We start from the raw sequence: 19,370 nt of genomic DNA, 5'->3' as shown, positions 1-19,370 counted from the left end.
AGCGTCCCTTTTATTTTATTCTTTTTTTCTTATGTCAGATGCCAGATTTCCCGGTTATAATCCTCGATGGTCCGATCGCTTGAGAAGAAACCGGATTTTGCGGTGTTCATCACCGCACTGGTAAACCACGCATCCTTATCCTTGAATTTATCCAGCACCTGCTGACAGGCGTGGAGATAGGAGTCAAAATCCGCCAGAATCAGGTAATTATCTGCAAATCCGCTGCCCATTACCAGGGAATGATAAATTTCATAAAACAGGTTTTCCTGGTTGAATGTGCCGTCGATTAAGGTATCCACCGCTTTTTTGATCACAGGGTTAGACGCATAAATCTCTGGACTGGGGGATTTCCCGTGTGCGTAAATACGCAGGACTTCTTCGGAGGACAAGCCGAAAATAAAGATATTGTCGTCGCCCACCTGCTCACGGATCTCCACATTGGCGCCGTCCATGGTACCCAGGGTCAGTGCACCGTTGAGCATCAGCTTCATATTGCCTGTGCCTGAAGCTTCTTTGGAAGCAGTGGAAATCTGTTCACTGACGTCAGCGGCCGCCACAATCCTTTCCGCAATGGAAACACTGTAGTTTTCAACAAATACCACTTTCATAATTTTGTTGACCCGGGAATCGCTGTTGATGACCGAGGCCACATCATTAATGAATTTAATAATCAGCTTTGCCATTTTATATCCCGGCGCCGCTTTGGCGGCAAAGATATAGGTGACGGGCTGAGGATCCGCCTGCTCCGGATGTTCCAGCAGTTGCTGATAACGGCATACGATCTGCAATATTTTCAAAAGCTGCCGCTTATATTCATGCAGGCGCTTGATTTGTACGTCAAACATAGAATCCGGATCCACTTCAATCCCGTTTTTTTCTTTAATAAATTCTGCCAGATGCACTTTGTTTTCGTGCTTGATCTGTGCAAAGCGGCTGCGGAAAGCCGGATCCTGCGCAAAGGGGGTCAGTTTTTCCATCTGCCGGTAATCCTTGATCCAGCCGTCGCCAATGGACTGGCTAATCAATGAAGCCAGCTGCGGATTGGCCTTGTACAGCCAGCGGCGGAAGGTGACACCATTGGTCATGTTTTTAAATTTATACGGATAAATGCTGTAATAGTCCTTAAAGGTTTCCTTTTTCAGGATTTCCGTATGCAGGGCGGCAACCCCGTTAATGCTGTGACAGGCGGTCAGACAGAGGTTGGCCATGCTGACCTGTCCCTGAGAAATCACTGCCATATATTCAATCTTGCCATAATCGCCGGGGAAACGGTCGCACAGCATCTCCCGCTGACGCCGGTCGATCTCACGGATGATCATGGCAAGCCTTGGCAGCAGATGCTCTACCATCTCAAAAGGCCATTTTTCCAGGGCTTCGCACAAAATCGTGTGATTGGTATAGGCAAAGGTCCTGCCTACAATGCCCCAGGCTTCGTCCCATCCCATGCCTTCTTCATCCATTAAGAGCCGCATCAGCTCAGGTATCGCAATGGTGGGGTGGGTGTCGTTTATGTGAATCTGTACATAATCCGGCAGCCGGTCAAGGGGCAGCTCTTTTTGCTTATGCTTGCTCAAGATCCACTGCATGGTGGCAGAGACAAAGAAATACTGCTGTTTCAGCCGCAGCATCTTGCCTTCATAGTGGTTATCTTCGGGATAGAGTATTTTTGAAATTACTTCCGCCAAGGCCCGGTTTTCGGTTGCCTTGACATAATCCCCCCGGTTAAATTCGCTCATGTCAATCACTTCCGGCGATACGGCCCGCCACAGTCTGAGGGTGTTGACCGTTTCGCTTTCAAAACCGGTGATGGGCATGTCATAGGGCTCAGCCATGACGGTGTTATAGTCCAAATGCCGGAATTTTAGCTGACCGTTTTCCATATATTCTTCCACCCTGCCGTTAAAGTGGATTTCTTTGATGTCCTCCGGCCGGGCAATATCCCAGATATTACCGCTCTGCAGCCAGGGGTCCGGCATCTCAATTTGATAGCCGTCCACGATCTTTTGGCGGAACAGCCCATACTCATACCGTATGCCGCAGCCAAAGGCCGGCAGTTCCAAGTTGGTCAGGGAATCCAGGAAACAGGCGGCGAGTCTGCCAAGCCCCCCGTTGCCAAGGCCGGCATCGGTTTCGTATTCCTCTACATCTTCCAGCGAAACGCCCATATCGGCGAGCACTTCACGGTAAAGATCCGTTTCGGTCAGGTTCATTAAATTATTGCCCATGGCGCGTCCCATGAGAAATTCAAAGGATAAATAATAAAGTTCTTTCTGGGGTTTTTTATCTGTTTTTTCCTTATAAGCAACCCATTTTTCCATGATTTCATCCCGAATGGTCATGGAAACGGCGGTATAAATCTCCCGCTGGGTGGCTTGCTTCACTGTTTTTCCAAAATAACGCTTCAGTTTCCCTGTAATTTCATCTTTGATAAAGGCTTTTCTTTCCTGATACGCAGCTTTGCTGGTGTTTTTTTTCAATACAGACGCCTCCTAACAGCCGCGGCAAACGCGCCGCATGTTTAGCGTAATTTATTTCCGCTGTTTATTCTACCACAAAACCTATCGTTTAGCAAATCTTTTTTTGCACAAAAATCAGCGGCTTTGCGGTCCTTCTTCTTTATGTTTTGCGCTTACCTCTAGTTTTTTATGCCTTTTTTTCTGTTGCTTACGGCAAAATAACGGTTTCCGTCAAATTCCGTCATGTTTTCGACGCTGCTTGTAAAAACTTTACTGGCGTGTCTCTGAAAATATTGTACAAAATGCACAAAAACAAGGGTGAGATTCGTGCATTATTATGATTGACTATGACTGTTTTTGAATGTATAATGAAGCTGTAATTCGAGAACGGTCAAAAACGGTCAAAAGATGGAGGTGACGCTATGCTGACTCAGGAACGGTTTGAAAGGATTGTGGAACTGGTGAATCAGCGCGGCAGCATAACCAGCCAGGAGCTGACAGAGCTGCTTCAGGTATCGGAATCCACCATCCGTCGGGATTTGAACGAGCTTGCAAGAACCGGACAGATTTTCAAAGTACACGGCGGGGCGATGGCGCTTAGCCATGCAGTGCGGCTTCAGGATGAAGACCTGCATAGCCGGCGGCAACTCTGTGCAGAGGAAAAACGGAAAATTGCCCGGACGGCGGCGGCTTTGATTGAAGATGGTGACCTTGTCTATCTGGATGCCGGAAGCACCACGGAATATATGATTGAATATGTAAGGGATACCAAGGCGATTTTTGTAACCAATGCGGCAGGGCATGCGCGGGCGCTGGCGCAAAGGGGGTTGATGGTCTATCTTCCCGGCGGAAGGATGAAGCCGGTCACCGAAGCCATTGTAGGGACAGAAACAGTTTTATCTTTGAGTAAATACAATTTCAGCAAAGGCTTTTTCGGTACCAACGGTATCAGCATAGAAAACGGACTTACCACACCGGATATCGAAGAAGCGGCAGTAAAGGAATTGGCGGCATCACGGTGTATGAAGCGGTATGTGCTCTGCGACGCATCTAAGTTTGACCGGGCGGCCAGCGTTCGGTTCGGCAAGATTACGGACTTTCATATTATTGCCGGCAAGGTGCCCGGCGCGTATCAAAAATATTCTGTTACGGAGGTGGAAAAATGATTTATACCATGACCTTTAATCCGGCGCTTGACTACATTGTAAAGGTTCCCGGTTACCAGGAAGGAACGGTGAACCGCACGGCGGCAGAAAAGATTATGGCCGGGGGCAAGGGCGTCAATGTTTCGGTGGTGCTTCAGAATTTGGGGGTGCCCAATACGGCGCTGGGATTTATTGCTGGGTTTACCGGCGGAGAAATTGAACGGATTTTAAAACAGCTGGGCTGCCATACGGACTTTATCCGTCTGCCGGACGGAAATTCTCGTATCAACGTCAAGCTGAAGGCAGACAAGGAAACAGAAATCAACGGACAGGGTCCCTCCATTCCGGAAAGCGCTATGGCGGTGCTGTATCAAAAGCTTCAGATGTTAAAGGATGGGGATTGTTTGGTTCTGGCGGGCAGTATTCCCTCCGGACTTCCGGATTCTGTTTATTGTGAGATTATGGAGAGGCTAAACGGCCGGAATTTGAACATTATTGTAGACGCGGAAAAAGATCTGCTGAAAAATGTACTTTCCTACCATCCGTTTTTGGTAAAGCCCAATCATCATGAGCTGGGCGCATTGTTTGGGAAAACATTGACGGGTATCAAGGAAATTGCAGAACATGCCTATCTTGTGCAGGAAATGGGTGCAAGAAACGTGCTGGTTTCCATGGCGGGAGAGGGCGGTATTCTGGTTACGGAAGAAAAACAGGCGTTTTTCAGCCCGGCGCCCCGGGGAAAGGTAGTGAACTCCACCGGAGCGGGCGATTCTATGGTAGCCGGTTTTCTGGCAGGATATTTGGACGGTAAAAATTATGAAAAGGCCTTTCGGATGGGATTGTGTGCCGGAAGTGCAAGCGCCTTTTCAACGGAGTTAGCCGCAGGAAATGAAATTGCGGCCTTGTATGAGACAATGATAAAGGAACCTATAAAACAAATTTAAAAAGGAGGTCTTATGATGCGTATCACTGATTTACTGGCAAAAGAGAGCATTATACTAAATGGAAAGCCGGAGAGCAAGGAAGCAGCCATTCACGCTATGGGAGATTTAATGGAAAAGAGCGGGAATCTGACCGACAAAGCGGCTTATATTCAGGGGCTGTTTGCACGGGAGGAAGAAAGTACCACGGCGGTAGGAGAAGGCATTGCCATTCCGCATTACAAGGGCGATGCGGTTTCCCGGCCCGGATTGGCGGCCATGGTGATTCCCGGCGGGGTGGATTTTGACTCGGTGGACGGACAGCCGGTCACTCTGATTTTCGCAATTGCCGCGCCGAATACGAAGGAAAACGTACATCTTGATGTTCTCAGCAAGTTGTCTGTGCTTTTGATGGACGAAAATTTTGCACAGAATCTGAGAAAAGCCAAATCCCCCGATGCCTTTCTCCGGATTATTGATGAGGCGGAATCTGCTCGGGATGCGGAAAGTACGGCGGAAAAAAAGACACCGGAGATCGAGAAGAAACGAGTCCGCCTGTTGGCGGTCACCGGGTGTCCCACAGGGATTGCCCACACTTTTATGGCGGCAGAAGGGCTGGAAAAATCTGCCGCAAAGCAAGGATATTCCATTAAAGTAGAAACCCGGGGCAGCGGCGGCGCAAAGAACGTACTGACGCCGGAAGAGATTGCGGCGGCGGATTGTATTATTGTTGCGGCGGATACGCAGGTTCCTATGGAACGATTTGACGGGCGGCCGGTCATTGAATGCCAGGTTTCCGATGGAATCAGCAAAGCAGATCAGCTGGTTGCACGGGCGGTTTCGGGATCGGTTCCCATTTATCACGCAAAAGGCGGAGCAGAGGATGCCGCTCCCACTTCCGGAGGCGGCGGCTGGCATACCGTTTATAAGCATTTGATGAATGGCGTTTCTCATATGCTCCCCTTTGTGGTGGGCGGCGGTATTCTGATTGCAGTAGCCTTTTTGATTGACGGACTTATGGTTGACCTATCCAGCGTTTCTGACGAGGTGCGTTCCCAATTCGGTACCATTACCCCGGTAGCGGCGCTGTTTAAAAGCATAGGGAATGTGGCCTTTGGATTTATGCTTCCGGTTTTGGCCGGGTTTATTGCCATGAGCATTGCCGACCGTCCGGGGCTGGCTGTGGGCGTTGTTGGCGGCGCCATTGCGGCAAACGGAACCTCTGGGTTTTTAGGGGCGCTGGCAGCAGGTTTTATTGCCGGCTATCTGGTGGTGTTCCTGCGGAAGGTCTTTGCAAAACTGCCCAAAGGTATGGATGGTTTAAAGCCTGTGCTTCTCTATCCTCTGCTTGGTATTTTGGGCGTTGGACTGATTATGACTTATATTATTGAACCGCCGATTGGCGCGCTCAATACGGCGATGAACAATGGCCTTGCGGCAATGCACGGCACCAGTAAAATCCTTTTGGGACTGCTTTTGGGCGGTATGATGTCGGTGGATTTTGGCGGCCCGGTCAACAAAGCCGCGTATGTGTTTGGCACGGCGTCCATTGCAGCCGGCAACTATGATATTATGGCGGCGGTTATGGTGGGCGGCATGGTTCCCCCCTGCGCCATTGCGCTGGCCACCCTGCTGTTTAAAAACAAGTTTACGCAGGCAGAGCGAAAGGCTGGTCCTACCAACTTTATTATGGGCTTGTCTTTCATCACAGAGGGCGCCATTCCCTTTGCGGCTTCCGATCCTCTGCGGGTGATTCCTTCATGTATTGTGGGATCTGCGGTAGCTGGTGCGTTATCCATGGCGTTTTCCTGCACGCTGATGGCGCCCCACGGCGGAATCTTTGTCTTCCCGGTGGTGGATCATGCACTGTTTTATCTGCTGTCACTGGTGGTAGGAACGGTGGTGTCCGCTATCTTGCTGGGGATTTTGAAAAAGCCTGTAAAAAACTAAAAAATATTTTCTTTTGCCATGTTGAATAGTTTATGATTTTATGGTAAAGTTAAGATATGGAAAATTTTTAAAAAAGGAGCGTGTTTTATAATGAAAGAATTTACGTATACAATTACCGATCCTCTGGGCGTTCATGCAAGGCCGGCGGGAATGCTGGTGAAGGAAGCCGGGAAATTTACCTCTAAAATTACCCTTTCCAAAGACGGGAAAAGCGGTGATGCAAAGCGGATTTTTGCAGTCATGGGTCTTGGGGTAAAATGCGGCGAAACGCTGACCGTTACCGCAGAGGGCGAGGATGAAGAAGCCGCGGCAGCTGCACTTGAGGAATTTTTGAAGAATAACCTGTAACTGATACACAGCCGGAAGGAGGAACAGCTATGCTTACCTATCAGGGGAAAAGTGTGTTCGGCGGAATTGCCATAGGAAAAATCCGCGTTTACCGCAAAAATGCGCAGACAGTCAAACGGGTTCGTGTTGAAGATCCCCAGCGGGAGATGGAGCGTTTTTTGGCGGCAAAAGAAACCGCCGCGGCACAGCTGAAGAGCCTTTATGACAAAGCCTGCCGGGAGGTGGGCGAGGACAATGCCGCTATTTTTGAGATTCATCAGATGATGCTGGACGATGCGGATTATCTGGAATCCATAGAAAATATTATTAAAAACCAGAGCCTTGGCGCTGAGTATGCGGTGGCTGCCACCGGCGAAAATTTTGCACAGATGTTTGCGTCCATGGACGATGCCTATATGCAGGCAAGAGCCGCGGACGTAAAGGATATTTCAGAGCGGCTGCTGCGGATTCTGTCCGGGCGGGAAGAAGAACAGGACGGTGGTGGCGAACCGATGATTCTTGCCGCTGAGGATTTGGCCCCCAGCGAGACGGTGCAGCTGGATAAATCCAAGGTGCTGGCATTTGTGACGGTGAAGGGTTCTGCCAATTCCCACACGGCTATTTTAGCCCGAACCATGAATATTCCGGCCATTATAGGGGCAGATCTTCCGCTTACGGACGAATCCGATGGGAAGACAGCTGTGGTGGATGGATTTTCCGGCAAAATTTATGTGGATCCTGAGCCAGAGCTGCTGAAAGAAATGCAGGCGCGGCTTGCGCAGGAGAAAGAGAAGAAGCGGCTTTTGCAGACTTTAAAAGGCAAGGAAAACGTCACGTTGGATGGAAAGCGGATTCAGGTCTATGCCAATATTGGCAACAGCCGGGATCTGGCGCTGGTTCTCAGCAACGATGCAGGCGGTATCGGCCTTTTCCGCAGTGAATTTTTGTACTTGGAGCGGGATACATTTCCAACCGAAGAAGAACAGTTTGTTATCTATAAACAGGTAGCGGAAACCATGGCGGGGAAAAAGGTGATTATTCGTACTCTTGATATTGGGGCGGATAAACAGGCGGATTATTTTGGCCTTGCTCATGAGGAAAATCCGGCAATGGGACTACGGGCCATCCGGCTTTGCTTAACCCGTCCGGAGATCTTCAAAACACAGCTGCGGGCGCTGTTTCGAGCAGCGGCTTTCGGGAACCTTTCGGTGATGTACCCGATGATTACCTCTGTGGCGGAAATGCGAAAGATTCAGGCGGTGGTTCAGCAGGTGACAGAGGAACTGACAGCGGACGGCGTTCCCTTTATGGTTCCGGAACAGGGGATTATGATCGAAACCCCTGCCGCAGTAATGATTTCGGATCTTTTGGCAAAGGAAGCGGCGTTTTTCAGCATTGGCACCAACGACCTGTCCCAGTACACCATGGCCATTGACCGGCAGAACCCTTCCCTTGACGACTTTTTTGAACCGCACAGCGAAGCGGTACTTCGCATGATCCAGATGACGGTGGAAAACGGGCACAAAGAAGGAATCTGGGTCGGTATCTGCGGTGAGCTGGGCGCTGACCTGGATTTGACGCAAACCTTTTTGAAAATGGGTGTTGATGAGCTTTCCGTTTCGCCGGGTCGGGTGCTTCCGCTTCGGCAGGTGATTCGTCAGACGGATACCCGGAAATTGTAAAAAGGCAGGCAGCTCCCTCGGCTTGGTATAGCATAGCGGAGGGAGAGCGGCAAAGAAAAGCCGGTGCGTCGGCATCGATCAGCAGGTCCAGTAAAAATGGACAATAGAAAAAAGTACCCCCTATGGTAGAATAAAAGAAACTACCATAGGGGGAATTTTTATGACACGAACCTATAGACATATCAAAGAGTATGAGAACGAAATAATCAGTTTAAAAGAAGAAGGATATACCAAAAGAGAAATTGAGATTTCTATTCAAGCAAATACACAACTTCATAACACGATATAATGAAAATCAGCGAAAACTTGCGGCAGAAATATGAACCATAGTCAAAAAAAGTAGACAGCGGAATGAGGCAAACAAAATATCCCAATTATTCATGAGAATCATTATTTTTATATAGCCGGGGAGTCATTCCAGTCACGCTTTTAAAGGTACGGATGAAAGAAGAGCTGCTGCTGAAGCCGCAGAGCTCAGAAATCGTTTGAACACTGCAGTTGGTGTTAATTAATAGCTCTTTGGCTGCGGCGATGCGGCATTGCTTCAGATAGGCATAGGGAGAGATTCCAGTTGCAGACGTGAATTTTGTTGTGAAATAACTGCGGCTAAAGTTAAATGTTTGTGCGATATCTTCCACATCAATTGGTTCTGCATAATGTTCCGCAATATAATTCATAATGCTTTTGAAATGGAACGGTTCATTTATGCGCTGATAAAAAGCGATCAAAGCGGTAAGAATTCTATAAATATATTCGGAGCAAAACGCTTCACTCTCGGTGTTTTGGACGTTTCGGATTACACGGTCAAACATATGATCCATATCCGAAACAGCATTTGAAAAAACCGGTGCACCGTATAACTGTATAATATAATTATAGTAGGCTGTGCTGAGGTTTCCATAAAAATGGATAAACTTGAATGTCCAAGGGGCCTTGAAGGTAGAATATACTTGCAGCTCCTGACAGTCTAAAAAACAAAGGCTGTTTACTTCCAGATGGTATTGCTTCCCTTTATAGTCCAATATGCCGCTGCCTCCCAGCGTATAAATCAGGAGAAAGCTGGGCAGGTGACTACGTTTGATGCGGAAATCCTGTTTGCACACAAACCGGCCGGCCCATTGCGCATAAAAATATAGTTGCTTAGCAATTTCTGTAGCAACCCGCATATATTTTTCTTTTTCATAACAGGATTCATTTAATAAATTCAAAATGCATCCTCCTTTATAATAAAACAAATTGTAAATTAAGGGAAACAAATGGATATTGACAGGTATGGAAGACCTGCTTATAATATAGCATGGTCAACACAGAAAGTCAATGATAAAGGGGATGAATTTATGGAGTATTTTAAGAAATATGATAAAAATCCTGTTTTGGGCTGCGAAACACTTGGCAGTATGTTTGATGCTTATGTTTCAAAAGAAAACAAAATGTTTAGAATGGATTTCTCTTATAGGAATAAAAAATCCTGTGCAGTAAGCTTTAGTAGTGATGGAGTAAACTGGAGTACACCTGTTATTACATTGGAACCCAACCCGCAAAGCGGCTGGGAGGATGATATAAACCGAAATTGTGTTCTTTGCATAGCGGGTGTGTATAAGATGTGGTATACCGGACAGGCAAACGGACATAGTTGGATTGGATATGCCGAAAGTACGGACGGCTATCATTTTGAAAGAAAATCCGCGGTGCCGGTTTTGGCGTTTGAGCATGTCTGGGAAGGGGATTCTGTTATGAACCCCTGTGTTTTATATGAAGAAGGAAAATATAAGATGTGGTATTCTGCCGGAGATACCTATGAACCTAATGTCATTGCGTATGCGGAAAGTGATGACGGCGTCAATTGGATAAAGTGGGGAAATAATCCTATCTTTGCTTGCAACAAAGAAAATTATTTTGAACAGGATCGAATTGGCGGATGCAGTATTATCAAGACAGAAGATATGAACTATTTAATGTTTTATATCGGATATGAAGATATTGATACTGCGAGAATTTGTGTAGCGAGGTCTAAAAACGGAATAACAAACTGGGAGCGCTCTTGTCATAATCCCTTAATTGTACCCACGCCGGGTGAGTGGGATGGTGATGCCTGCTATAAGCCGGCTGTGGCATGGAATGATAAGGAGAATAAGTGGATGCTGTGGTATAATGGAAGAAAACAATCGAATGAATATATTGGCTTAGCCGAGTGTTTTGTCCGCAATTTATTTTACGCCGAGCAAACGGAGAAAAGCAAATGTGTTTAGAGCGGTATGTGTCAGAATTTAACGCTGAGGATAAGGAATATTATAGAAATGATATTGATAATATACATTCACTGGAATGGATGCAGGAAGAGATTCCCTTGTTGGAATGTCCAGATACTGAGATTGAGAGGACGTATTACTTCCGGTGGTGGGTTTATCGTAAACATATAAAAAAAACGCCCGAGGGTTCGATGATAACGGAGTTCCTTCCACCTGTGCCTTGGAGTGGGAAGTATAATCTGATTAACGCCGCGGCTGGACACCATATTATGGAGGGACGATGGCTGAAACATGCGGAAAGATATTTGACAGATTATATTTACTTTTTTCTAACCAACAGGCAGGAAGGAATGCGCTACAGTTCGTGGCTTATCTGGGCGGCGAAGGAATTTCAAAAGGTTACCGGAAGTATCAATCTATCAAATTTTTTAAAAGAGGCAATTTCTTACTATTATGCATGGGAAGAAGCGCGGCAAACCGAATGTGGCTTGTTCTGGTCGTTGGACGATCGGGATGCGATGGAATTTTCCATCAGCGGAACGAAGAACGGGAAACCGACGAAAGGCATTCGCCCGACGCTCAATAGTTATATGTACGGTGATGCGGCGGCAATCTATGCGTTATCGGTGCAGTGTGGAAAACCTTTGGAGGAATTTCGGCTTAAGGCTGAGAAAATTCGCCAGAGAATGTGGCAGCTGTTATGGCGGGATGGCTTTTTTAAAGCATTGCATCCTGCGGATGAGACGTTTTCTCGTGTAAAGGATATGGTGTCTGAAAAGATTCCCAAAGAACTGATTGGCTATATTCCATGGTATTTTGGAATACCGAAGCAGGGACATGAGAATGTATTTTTATTTTTGGAAGATCCAAAAATCTTTGGTACAGAATTCGGAATCACTACGGCGGAGCAAAGTCACCCCGCATTTTTATACCATGCAGAGCACGAATGTTTATGGAATGGCTATATATGGCCGTTTGCTACCTCACAGACACTTACGGCGCTTATTCAGGCGGCAGAAGTGGATCGGGATGTCTATGGAGGATTATTTTGCAGACTGTTGCGTCAGTATGCCCAGCAGCATAACCGGACTGTGCAAGGCGGAGAAAAAATTATGTGGATTGATGAGGTCAAAGCTCCATATGAAGATGTATGGTCCAGTAGAGAGATACTGAAGAACTGGAACTGGCCGAAGGAAAAAGGGGGTTACGAACGCGGAAAGGATTATAATCATTCTACCTTCTGCGATTTAGTCATCACAGGACTGGCAGGTATTCGTATTATAGATGAAAAGGTGTTTTTTAGACCGATGATCCCAAAAACCTGGCAATATTTTCGGTTGGATCATCTGTACGTTCTGGGTGATAACTATCAGATTGTGTATGACAAAACGGGAGAAAAATATGGAAGGCGCGGATGGACCGTCTATCAAAACGGCGTTATAGTACCTGATAGGGTATGTGGCGTAGCATGCCAATGAGAAATGGAAAATAGGAATGAAGCAATCTGGAAGTGCGGGTTAAAGAAAGTGTTAGGGCTTTTCCCAAAGGAGGCTTAATTGCTTTTTGTACTGCATAGGCGTACAAGCTGTTTTACGCTTGAAAACATAAGCCATATAGGCCTGCGAGGAGAAGCCACAGTCGAGCGCGATCTCGGAGAACGGCTTGTCTGTTGTGGTCAGAAGAAACTTAACGGCGCTGATGCGTTTGCTGAGCAGATAATCATGCGGTGTCTGTCCGGTAGATGCAAGAAAAAGGTTGTGAAAATATACTCTGCTCAGGTGGACGTGCGCCGCAATATCAGCAAGCGTGAGATCATAGGTGTAGTTTGCGTCAATATACGCCACTGCCTGCTGTATCACACGGGTGTGTCCGTGCCGGTGTGCCGTGGGGGCTGTGGTGATTCGGTTGTCATGAAACAGGAGAGATAAAATTTCTAAAAATTTTGCGGTAGTGTGGATTCCTTGATCCAAGTTAGGAAGTACATTGGCGGCAAGCAATGCGCGAAATGCGGTTTCCAGTTCGGAGGTATCAGACGGAGCATAAAAATCTGGAATATTGTTTAACATGGCGGCAAGCTCGGTGTCTTCTATTATGACATGGATATAATAGCATTTGTGAGGCAGTTCGGTATGCCGAATCTGCCCGGGTTTTGCACAGATAATACAACCTTTTTTTATTTGATATTTTTCGTCGCCAATATAAGAATAGCCACCGTTTTCCAATACAAGTTCAATTTCATACACAGATACCCTCCGCGGTTTGGTGGAGGGTATATTTTTATGCACTAGGGCTGCATCATACACGCCAGTGTTTACAATTTGCGGCATAATATGCATATATACACACCTCTTAAAAAGTAATATTTCTAAAAATTATGATAACATTTTATCTGGAAGCTGTCAAGCAGCTGTGTTACAATAGCCGCAAGAGGTGAGGAGGATGCAAATAATATGGATTGGACAGGCTGGACTTTTGATTGACACGGGAAAAATAAAAATTATGGTTGATCCATATCTGTCAGACAGTGTTGTAAAGGTTCATCCCCAAAATTGGCGGCGGGTTCCGGTCAAGGAAGCGTTGTTTAAAGAACAGCTCGATGTAATTGTGCTGACACATGACCACATCGATCATCTTGATCCGGAAACACTTCCGCGATTTCTGAATGCCAAAAAGACGCTGACAGTTCTTGCACCATATCATGCATGGCAGAAAGCGCGGGAATTCGGCGGCAATCATAACTACGTGATGTTTAACAGAGGAACCGTTTGGACGCAGGATGGAGTGACATTTACTGCAGTCAAAGCGGAGCATTCAGACTTAACGGCAATTGGCTTTATTTTAGATGATGGCAGGGAAAAACTGTACATAACGGGCGATACGCTGTACAACAGAGAAATTTTCAAGGACTTACCGGCGAATATTGATGTGGTATTTCTGCCAATCAACGGCGTGGGCAATAATATGAACCTTGCTGATGCCAAGCGGTTTGCCAAAAAGACAGGCGCAAAGTGGGCGGTTCCCATACACTGGGGCATGTTTGACAATCTGGATCCATCCGGGTTTGACCTTGACAATGCGGTTATACCGGACATATATGAGGAGGTGAAATTCAAATGAAAGTAACGGATGTCAGAACCTTTGCAGTGGACTGCTTTCGGACAAATTGGGTGTTTGTCAAGGTCTACACGGATGAGGGTGTTGACGGAATCGGTGAAGCAACGCTGGAGTATAAAGAAAAAGCCCTCATTGGTGCGGTGGAGCATATCAAGGATTATCTAATCGGTAAAAATCCATTCCATATTGAAGCGCATTGGCATAATATTTACCGCGATGCATACTGGCGGGGTGGTGCGGTGCTCATGTCCGCTTTGTCCGCTGTGGAGATGGCGCTTTGGGACATTCTGGGGAAACACCTTGGTGTTCCTGTGTATCAGCTTATGGGCGGCAAGGTACATGATGAAGTGAGAATATATGTCAACGGCTGGTTTGCCGGTGCAAAAACGCCAAAGGAATTTGGCGAAAAGGCAAAAGCGGCTATGCAAAAGGGAATCACTGCCATGAAGTGGGATCCGTTTGGCAAGTCGTATCTGGAAATTTCAAATAAGGAGTTAAATACTGCACTGGAATGTGTTGCGGAGGTGCGTGCTGCGGTGGGTGACTCTGTTGATTTGCTGATAGAGGGACATGGCAGGTTTAACATTCCGACAGGGATTCAAATTGCAAAGGAATTGGAACAGTTCCATCCTATGTTCTTTGAAGAGCCTGTTCCGCCGGATAATTTGGATGCACTGAAAGCGGTGCGCGACAAATCTCCGGTGGCAATTTCTGCAGGAGAACGATTGTATACCCGCTGGGATTATAAACGGATGTTTGATTTGATGGCAGCAGATTATATTCAGCCAGATATTTCGCATGCCGGGGGAATTATGGAACTGAAAAAAATTGCGGCAGAGGCAGAATGCCGGTATATCCCGTTTGCGCCACACAACCCGTCCGGCCCTGTGGCAAATGCAGCAACACTCCAGCTGGCGGCAAGCTGTCCAAACTTTTGTATTTTGGAAATCATGTATTCTGATGTGGAATACCGTAAGGACATTACCACGGAGTGTCTCAAATACAAGAATGGTTTTATGAAGATTCCTGACAGGCCAGGCCTTGGTATTGAGATCAATGAGGAAGAATGCCTCAGGCACCCGTATCAGCCGCACGTCTTGCGGCATTATACAGGTGCGTTGACGGATATCCGGCCGCCGAAAACAGAATTTTATTTTTAAGGAGGAATATGATGCGTAAATCAGTTTTTATTACCGGTGCCACAGTCAATACGGGGCTTGGTATCGCCGAAAGGTTTGGACAGGAAGGCTATAATCTTTTTTTAGGGAGCCGAAGTGCAGAAAAAGCGGAGCAGACCGCAAAGACGCTGTCAGAAAAATACGGTGTTTTTGCCAAGGGCTATGGAATGAAAATTTTTGATGAGACAGATGCAAAAGCAATTTTTTCCGATATAGAAAAGTTGGGATATTCGATGGATTGCCTGGTGTTAAATGCGGCGAATCTTGGAATTCGCCAGCAATTTTTCGACGTGTCTGTAGAGGAATTCATGGATGTTATTAACACAAATATTGGCTGGAACTTCATGTTGTCGCGGCAGGCAGCCATACAGATGAGAAAAAAAGGCGGCGGATCGATTGTGTTTATCAATTCCAATACGGCGTACCGCGCCATTCCGGATCGAGTGTCTTACAGCGCTTCTAAGTCAGGCGCACTGGGCATGATGCGCGCAATGGCGCTTGATTTAGGAAAGTATCATATACGGGTTAATGCGGTGCTGCCAGGTATGATAAAGACGGATCGATGGGAGAACAATTATAATGATTGCAGGCATGCGCTCTCCAACTATACCCCGCTGGGTGATATTGCGAATTTTGAAGATATTGCGAATGCGGCTTGGTATTTGGGCAGTGACTTGTCTAAAAACACTACCGGTGCGGAACTTGTGGTAGACGGCGGTAATATGATTCAGCTTTATCCCATTGTGGATAAGGGTACACAAATTAAAAAAATGGAGGGGAAGAAAATGAAACAGGTAGATATTAAGGGGCATGAACCAAGCCTGCTGCCAGAAAAGGGTGATTGGAAGCTTGTGTGGAGTGATGAATTTGATGGAACCGAACTTGACCGGACAAAATGGGATTACCGTCTATCCATGATGGGAAAACTTCATCCAGCTTGGACGGATAAAGGCGTACATCTGGATGGAAGAAGCAATGCCGTTTTTACTCTGATTGAGGAGGGAGGAAAACCGGTCAGCAGTCAGCTGCAGACAGGATATAACTTTATGGATGAGCCGGTTAAAGAGACAAAATTTGGCGAAGATCATTTGCAGTGGCCAATAGGTAAACTAAAAGAAAACTTATATACGCACAAATTTGGTTATTATGAATGTCGCTGCAAACTTCAGACAAAGCCAGGCTGGTGGTCGGCTTTTTGGATACAGTCCCCGATAATCGGTGCATCCTTAGATAGCGCTTATACGGGAACAGAGATTGATATTATGGAATGTTTCACCCCGGGCAAAATTGCTGCGCATAATGCGTTTTCGGGTGGGTATGGACAGGATATGAGAAATATCCACGCAGGCGGCATGGAAAATCTTGACGATGGCTATCATCGATTCGGACTGTTATGGGATACAACGGGTTATACTTTTTATATTGACGGCATAGAAAATGGACATATTGACAGTCTTGTGTCCCATTGCCCGGAATTTATCTTAATTACTACGGAGCCGCAAGGATACCGTGATGCCTCTCATGAACCGAGAAAAGAGACTTATGATGCAGTTGGGGACACGTTTATAGTGGACTATGTCAGAGTTTTTGAAAAAATCACCGATAAACACGTATAAATGGGGGCAGGATAAAATTGTATAAAGTAAAGAATGGTTTGCTTGAAAAAAACGGAAAGCCAGTTTATTGTGTTGGGGTATCCTACTATGCCTCCTATCATGAACGTAAGGTACCTGTTCCGCCGGAGGGAGACAGAATTGGTGAAATGAAAAAGGATCTTAAAGGGATGGTTGATGCAGGCTTTAATTTGGTGCGATTTGCGGCATTAGGGAAAATCTCTTATGATGAAAACGGAGAGGTTGTGTATGAAGGATCCTTAGCGGATGCCTTAGCAAAAGAGGCGGATCGCGTTGGCATCGCAAGCATGATACGTTTGCAGGGTTATACCTCCAATCCATCTGGATATACGGATTGTCTCATGGTAAATTCTGAAGGGAAGGAGATGGATACCAGCTGCTGGTATGATTTCATACAAAATAGCATGCATCATAAAGGAATACTAAAAGATAATGAAAACTGTACCCGTGCGCTGGCAAGACACTTTAAAGATTGCTCGGATACTGCCTGCTTTCTTACGTATAACGAGCCTCATTATCCATCAAGCGGAATATTCGATTATCATCCAGACACTGTGGACGCTTATCGTAAATGGCTGGTGGAAAAACAGATTATGACTGAGCAGGAAGCGAACACCTGTGCTCCGCCAATAGCTCGTCCCGCAAAAGGGGAAAGCCCCGCTGCGTGGATAAACTGGCGCTTGTTTTCCATGCAGGCGCTCAGTAATTTTTTAAACCATAGCTCTGATATCGCAAAAGCAGCAACGGGGATTGAGACAATGACTTGCTTGACAACGGATCCAACGATGCCGTGCAATTCCTCCCGTTGTGTTAATTTTTATGACAGTGCAGAGCGAATGGATGCGATCGGTATTACCCACTATTATCGATGTAATATGCCAGAAGCATATTTTGCCAACCTCGATCTCGATATGGCAGAATCCGCCGGAGCGCTTTATGGGAAACCCATGTGGTTGGTTGAATATGATGCCAGAACGGATATACCGCTGGATAGATTCCGTAGAGAAACGTATATGGCATTGGGCAGCGGCTGTAAAGCCATTATGTATTATCAATGGCGCGGTGACCATACTTATCCAGATTCGCCAGAAGGAAATGGCTTTGGGGTGGTAGATGAATTTGGAAAACCAACTCCCAATTTTGAAAACGCAAAACAAGTGGTCAAATTAATCAACAAATTGTCTGATATATTTATTTATGCCAATAAACTACGTTCTTCCGTAGCGATTCTGCATTCCGACTATGCTTTTATGTATGCAGATGCCATAGAAAATGAAGGAAGTGTATGCGATAACCGTTCTTTAAAAAATAGTTGGCTTATTGATTTTGTTGCCATGTATAAACAATTGCGTCTGGAAAATATTTCCCCAGATATAATAAGGGCTGTTGACCTCAGTGAAAATCAACTTGGCGTAAAGGTGTTATGTGTACCAGCATATGAGAAGCTTTCCGAAGAGGAGAAAAATATGCTTGCGATCTTTGAGCGCAATGGTGGGAAAATCATTGTAAAAGATAGCGGATTTTGCGGTGGTTACCGGCCAACTTTTTTTCAGCCAGACAAATATCTCAGCAGTTTTGAACTTTATGACGCACTGGAGATGTGTGGCGTAGCCGCCCCTGTAACTATAAGCGGCGAGCGATATCTTTTGCATCAGACATTAAAGGGTGATGGGTATTATGTAATTTGTATAACAAATACTTCACCATTTAAAAAGGCGGCTTTAAACACCGTGTTAAAAACCACCTTTGATTTTTCGGATGCAATTCTCTATACCTTTGAAGACCAGGAGGGAAAATCTTTGTCGGTCAGCAATTGCACTATAAAAATTGATGAAATAGAGGACGGTGCAATTATTGTTTTACAGTAAGGCTGTTTCCGTTTGAAGAAATCTTGACCGAACATTTCTGTTTGAAAGTGAGGCGTACATAAAATGATAGATATGAATGCTTTAACAATTGAGCAAAAAATATTGCAGACCAAAGTCGCCCGTATAGAAAAGGGAAAAAAGCTGACTGATAAGCCAGGTGCAGCGTTTTTCTTTGGGGAGATTATTACTGAGCCAGACGATGCAGGACTTGATGAATTGCGCAATTATGTTGAGGAGGTTTATGAGGAAGCTGATATCCCTCCTTTGATTACATCAGATTTTGAAAACGGCTGCGGCAGTATGGTAAAGGGGCTGACACAGCTTCCCTATCTGATGGGACTCGGTGCTGCAAATGACCCAAAACTTGCGTATGACTACGGCAAAGTAACTGCGCTTGAAGCAAGGTCAATAGGTGCAAACTGGTCGTTTTCGCCAGTGGCAGATTGAAACATTAATCCCAGGAATCCGCTTGTCAACGTTAGGGCAATGACTGACGATGCCGAATTGGCGGTCAGGCTGCTGCCTTGGGTTGTGCATGGCATGCAGGAAAATGGCCTCGCTGCATGTGCAAAGCATTTTCCAGGAGATGGACTGGATTATCGTGACCAGCATATTGTACCAACGCAGAATACTCTAGCTTTGGAAGAATGGAAAAGGCTATCCGGCAGAGTGTTTCAAGAATTAATTGACAGTGGCGTTGATTCCATTATGGCGGGACACATTAGCCTGCCATCGTACCAGAAAGAGAGAGATGATGAGTTTAATCTGCCGTATCCTGCAACACTTTCCCATGAGCTGATAACCGATTTGCTAAAAGGTGAGCTCGGTTTTAAGGCGGGAGATGCAG

15 protein-coding genes and 1 pseudogene are annotated in these 19,370 nt (G+C 46.1%); 13 read left to right on the top strand and 3 right to left on the bottom strand.

The genetic code is table 11. The features are described from left to right. Positions 1-29: 29 nt before the first annotated feature. Complete coding sequence (locus INF28_RS01280) at positions 30-2,477, bottom strand: glycogen/starch/alpha-glucan phosphorylase (protein WP_264175638.1); 2,448 nt, start codon at positions 2,475-2,477, stop codon at positions 30-32. A 401-nt stretch (positions 2,478-2,878) separates the two neighbouring features. Here INF28_RS01280 and INF28_RS01275 point away from each other — a divergent pair, with 401 nt between their 5' ends. The 6 genes from INF28_RS01275 to INF28_RS12790 all read left to right on the top strand — a co-directional run bounded on the left by INF28_RS01275 (position 2,879) and on the right by INF28_RS12790 (position 8,769). Further along, positions 2,879-3,622, top strand: a complete 744-nt coding sequence (locus tag INF28_RS01275; RefSeq protein ID WP_226391644.1) for a DeoR/GlpR family DNA-binding transcription regulator — start codon at positions 2,879-2,881, stop codon at positions 3,620-3,622. Then, positions 3,619-4,545, top strand: a complete 927-nt coding sequence (gene pfkB / locus INF28_RS01270; protein WP_226391643.1) for a 1-phosphofructokinase — start codon at positions 3,619-3,621, stop codon at positions 4,543-4,545. The genes INF28_RS01275 and pfkB overlap by 4 nt, the downstream gene beginning before the upstream one ends. 15 nt (positions 4,546-4,560) lie before the next feature. After that, a complete protein-coding gene (locus INF28_RS01265) occupies positions 4,561-6,471 on the top strand; it encodes a PTS fructose transporter subunit IIABC (protein WP_226391677.1) in 1,911 nt (636 codons plus the stop codon). Positions 6,472-6,561: 90 nt separating this feature from the next. Next, positions 6,562-6,819 (top strand): HPr family phosphocarrier protein, encoded by a 258-nt coding sequence (locus INF28_RS01260; protein WP_226391642.1) that lies wholly within the window; start codon positions 6,562-6,564, stop codon positions 6,817-6,819. A 29-nt stretch (positions 6,820-6,848) separates the two neighbouring features. Next, positions 6,849-8,480, top strand: a complete 1,632-nt coding sequence (gene ptsP / locus INF28_RS01255) for a phosphoenolpyruvate--protein phosphotransferase (protein ID WP_226391641.1) — start codon at positions 6,849-6,851, stop codon at positions 8,478-8,480. A 160-nt stretch (positions 8,481-8,640) separates the two neighbouring features. Next, the gene (locus tag INF28_RS12790) at positions 8,641-8,769 is read left to right on the top strand and encodes a hypothetical protein (RefSeq protein WP_264175637.1); all 129 of its coding nucleotides are present in this window, start codon (positions 8,641-8,643) and stop codon (positions 8,767-8,769) included. Between the two features lie 85 nt (positions 8,770-8,854). Here INF28_RS12790 and INF28_RS01250 read toward each other — a convergent pair whose 3' ends face one another. Next, positions 8,855-9,688, bottom strand: coding sequence for an AraC family transcriptional regulator (locus INF28_RS01250; protein ID WP_226391640.1), 834 nt, complete (start codon positions 9,686-9,688; stop codon positions 8,855-8,857). 129 nt (positions 9,689-9,817) lie between these two features. Here INF28_RS01250 and INF28_RS01245 point away from each other — a divergent pair, with 129 nt between their 5' ends. Together INF28_RS01245 and INF28_RS01240 are read left to right on the top strand one after the other, a co-directional pair. Beyond that, on the top strand, positions 9,818-10,729 hold the full coding sequence (locus INF28_RS01245; protein WP_226391639.1) for a glycoside hydrolase family protein: 912 nt from the start codon (positions 9,818-9,820) through the stop codon (positions 10,727-10,729). After that, complete coding sequence (locus INF28_RS01240) at positions 10,720-12,207, top strand: MGH1-like glycoside hydrolase domain-containing protein (protein WP_226391638.1); 1,488 nt, start codon at positions 10,720-10,722, stop codon at positions 12,205-12,207. The genes INF28_RS01245 and INF28_RS01240 overlap by 10 nt, the downstream gene beginning before the upstream one ends. Before the next feature lie 51 nt (positions 12,208-12,258). On the opposite strand, the gene INF28_RS01235 is transcribed toward INF28_RS01240, so the two are convergent. Further along, the gene (locus INF28_RS01235) at positions 12,259-12,972 is read right to left on the bottom strand and encodes a helix-turn-helix domain-containing protein (protein ID WP_226391637.1); all 714 of its coding nucleotides are present in this window, start codon (positions 12,970-12,972) and stop codon (positions 12,259-12,261) included. A 196-nt stretch (positions 12,973-13,168) separates the two neighbouring features. Here INF28_RS01235 and INF28_RS01230 point away from each other — a divergent pair, with 196 nt between their 5' ends. The 5 genes and pseudogenes from INF28_RS01230 to INF28_RS01210 form a co-directional block, all read left to right on the top strand. Beyond that, the gene (locus INF28_RS01230; RefSeq protein WP_226391636.1) at positions 13,169-13,846 is read left to right on the top strand and encodes an MBL fold metallo-hydrolase; all 678 of its coding nucleotides are present in this window, start codon (positions 13,169-13,171) and stop codon (positions 13,844-13,846) included. After that, positions 13,843-15,003: a galactonate dehydratase gene (dgoD, locus tag INF28_RS01225; RefSeq protein ID WP_226391635.1), complete on the top strand. Its 1,161-nt coding sequence runs from the start codon at positions 13,843-13,845 to the stop codon at positions 15,001-15,003. The genes INF28_RS01230 and dgoD overlap by 4 nt, the downstream gene beginning before the upstream one ends. 8 nt (positions 15,004-15,011) lie before the next feature. After that, complete coding sequence (locus INF28_RS01220; RefSeq protein ID WP_226391634.1) at positions 15,012-16,637, top strand: SDR family oxidoreductase; 1,626 nt, start codon at positions 15,012-15,014, stop codon at positions 16,635-16,637. 17 nt (positions 16,638-16,654) lie between these two features. Next, positions 16,655-18,523, top strand: a complete 1,869-nt coding sequence (locus INF28_RS01215) for a beta-galactosidase (protein ID WP_226391633.1) — start codon at positions 16,655-16,657, stop codon at positions 18,521-18,523. Positions 18,524-18,586: 63 nt separating this feature from the next. Beyond that, positions 18,587-19,360, top strand: a pseudogene (locus tag INF28_RS01210) (glycoside hydrolase family 3 N-terminal domain-containing protein); the annotation flags it as partial. Positions 19,361-19,370 lie beyond the last annotated feature (10 nt).

Origin of the sequence: Ructibacterium gallinarum, assembly GCF_014982785.1 — a bacterium.
GTDB lineage: Bacteria > Bacillota > Clostridia > Monoglobales > Monoglobaceae > Ructibacterium > Ructibacterium gallinarum.
Note: the sequence above shows the minus strand (reverse complement) of the source record. Positions and strands in the feature narration are given on the sequence as shown.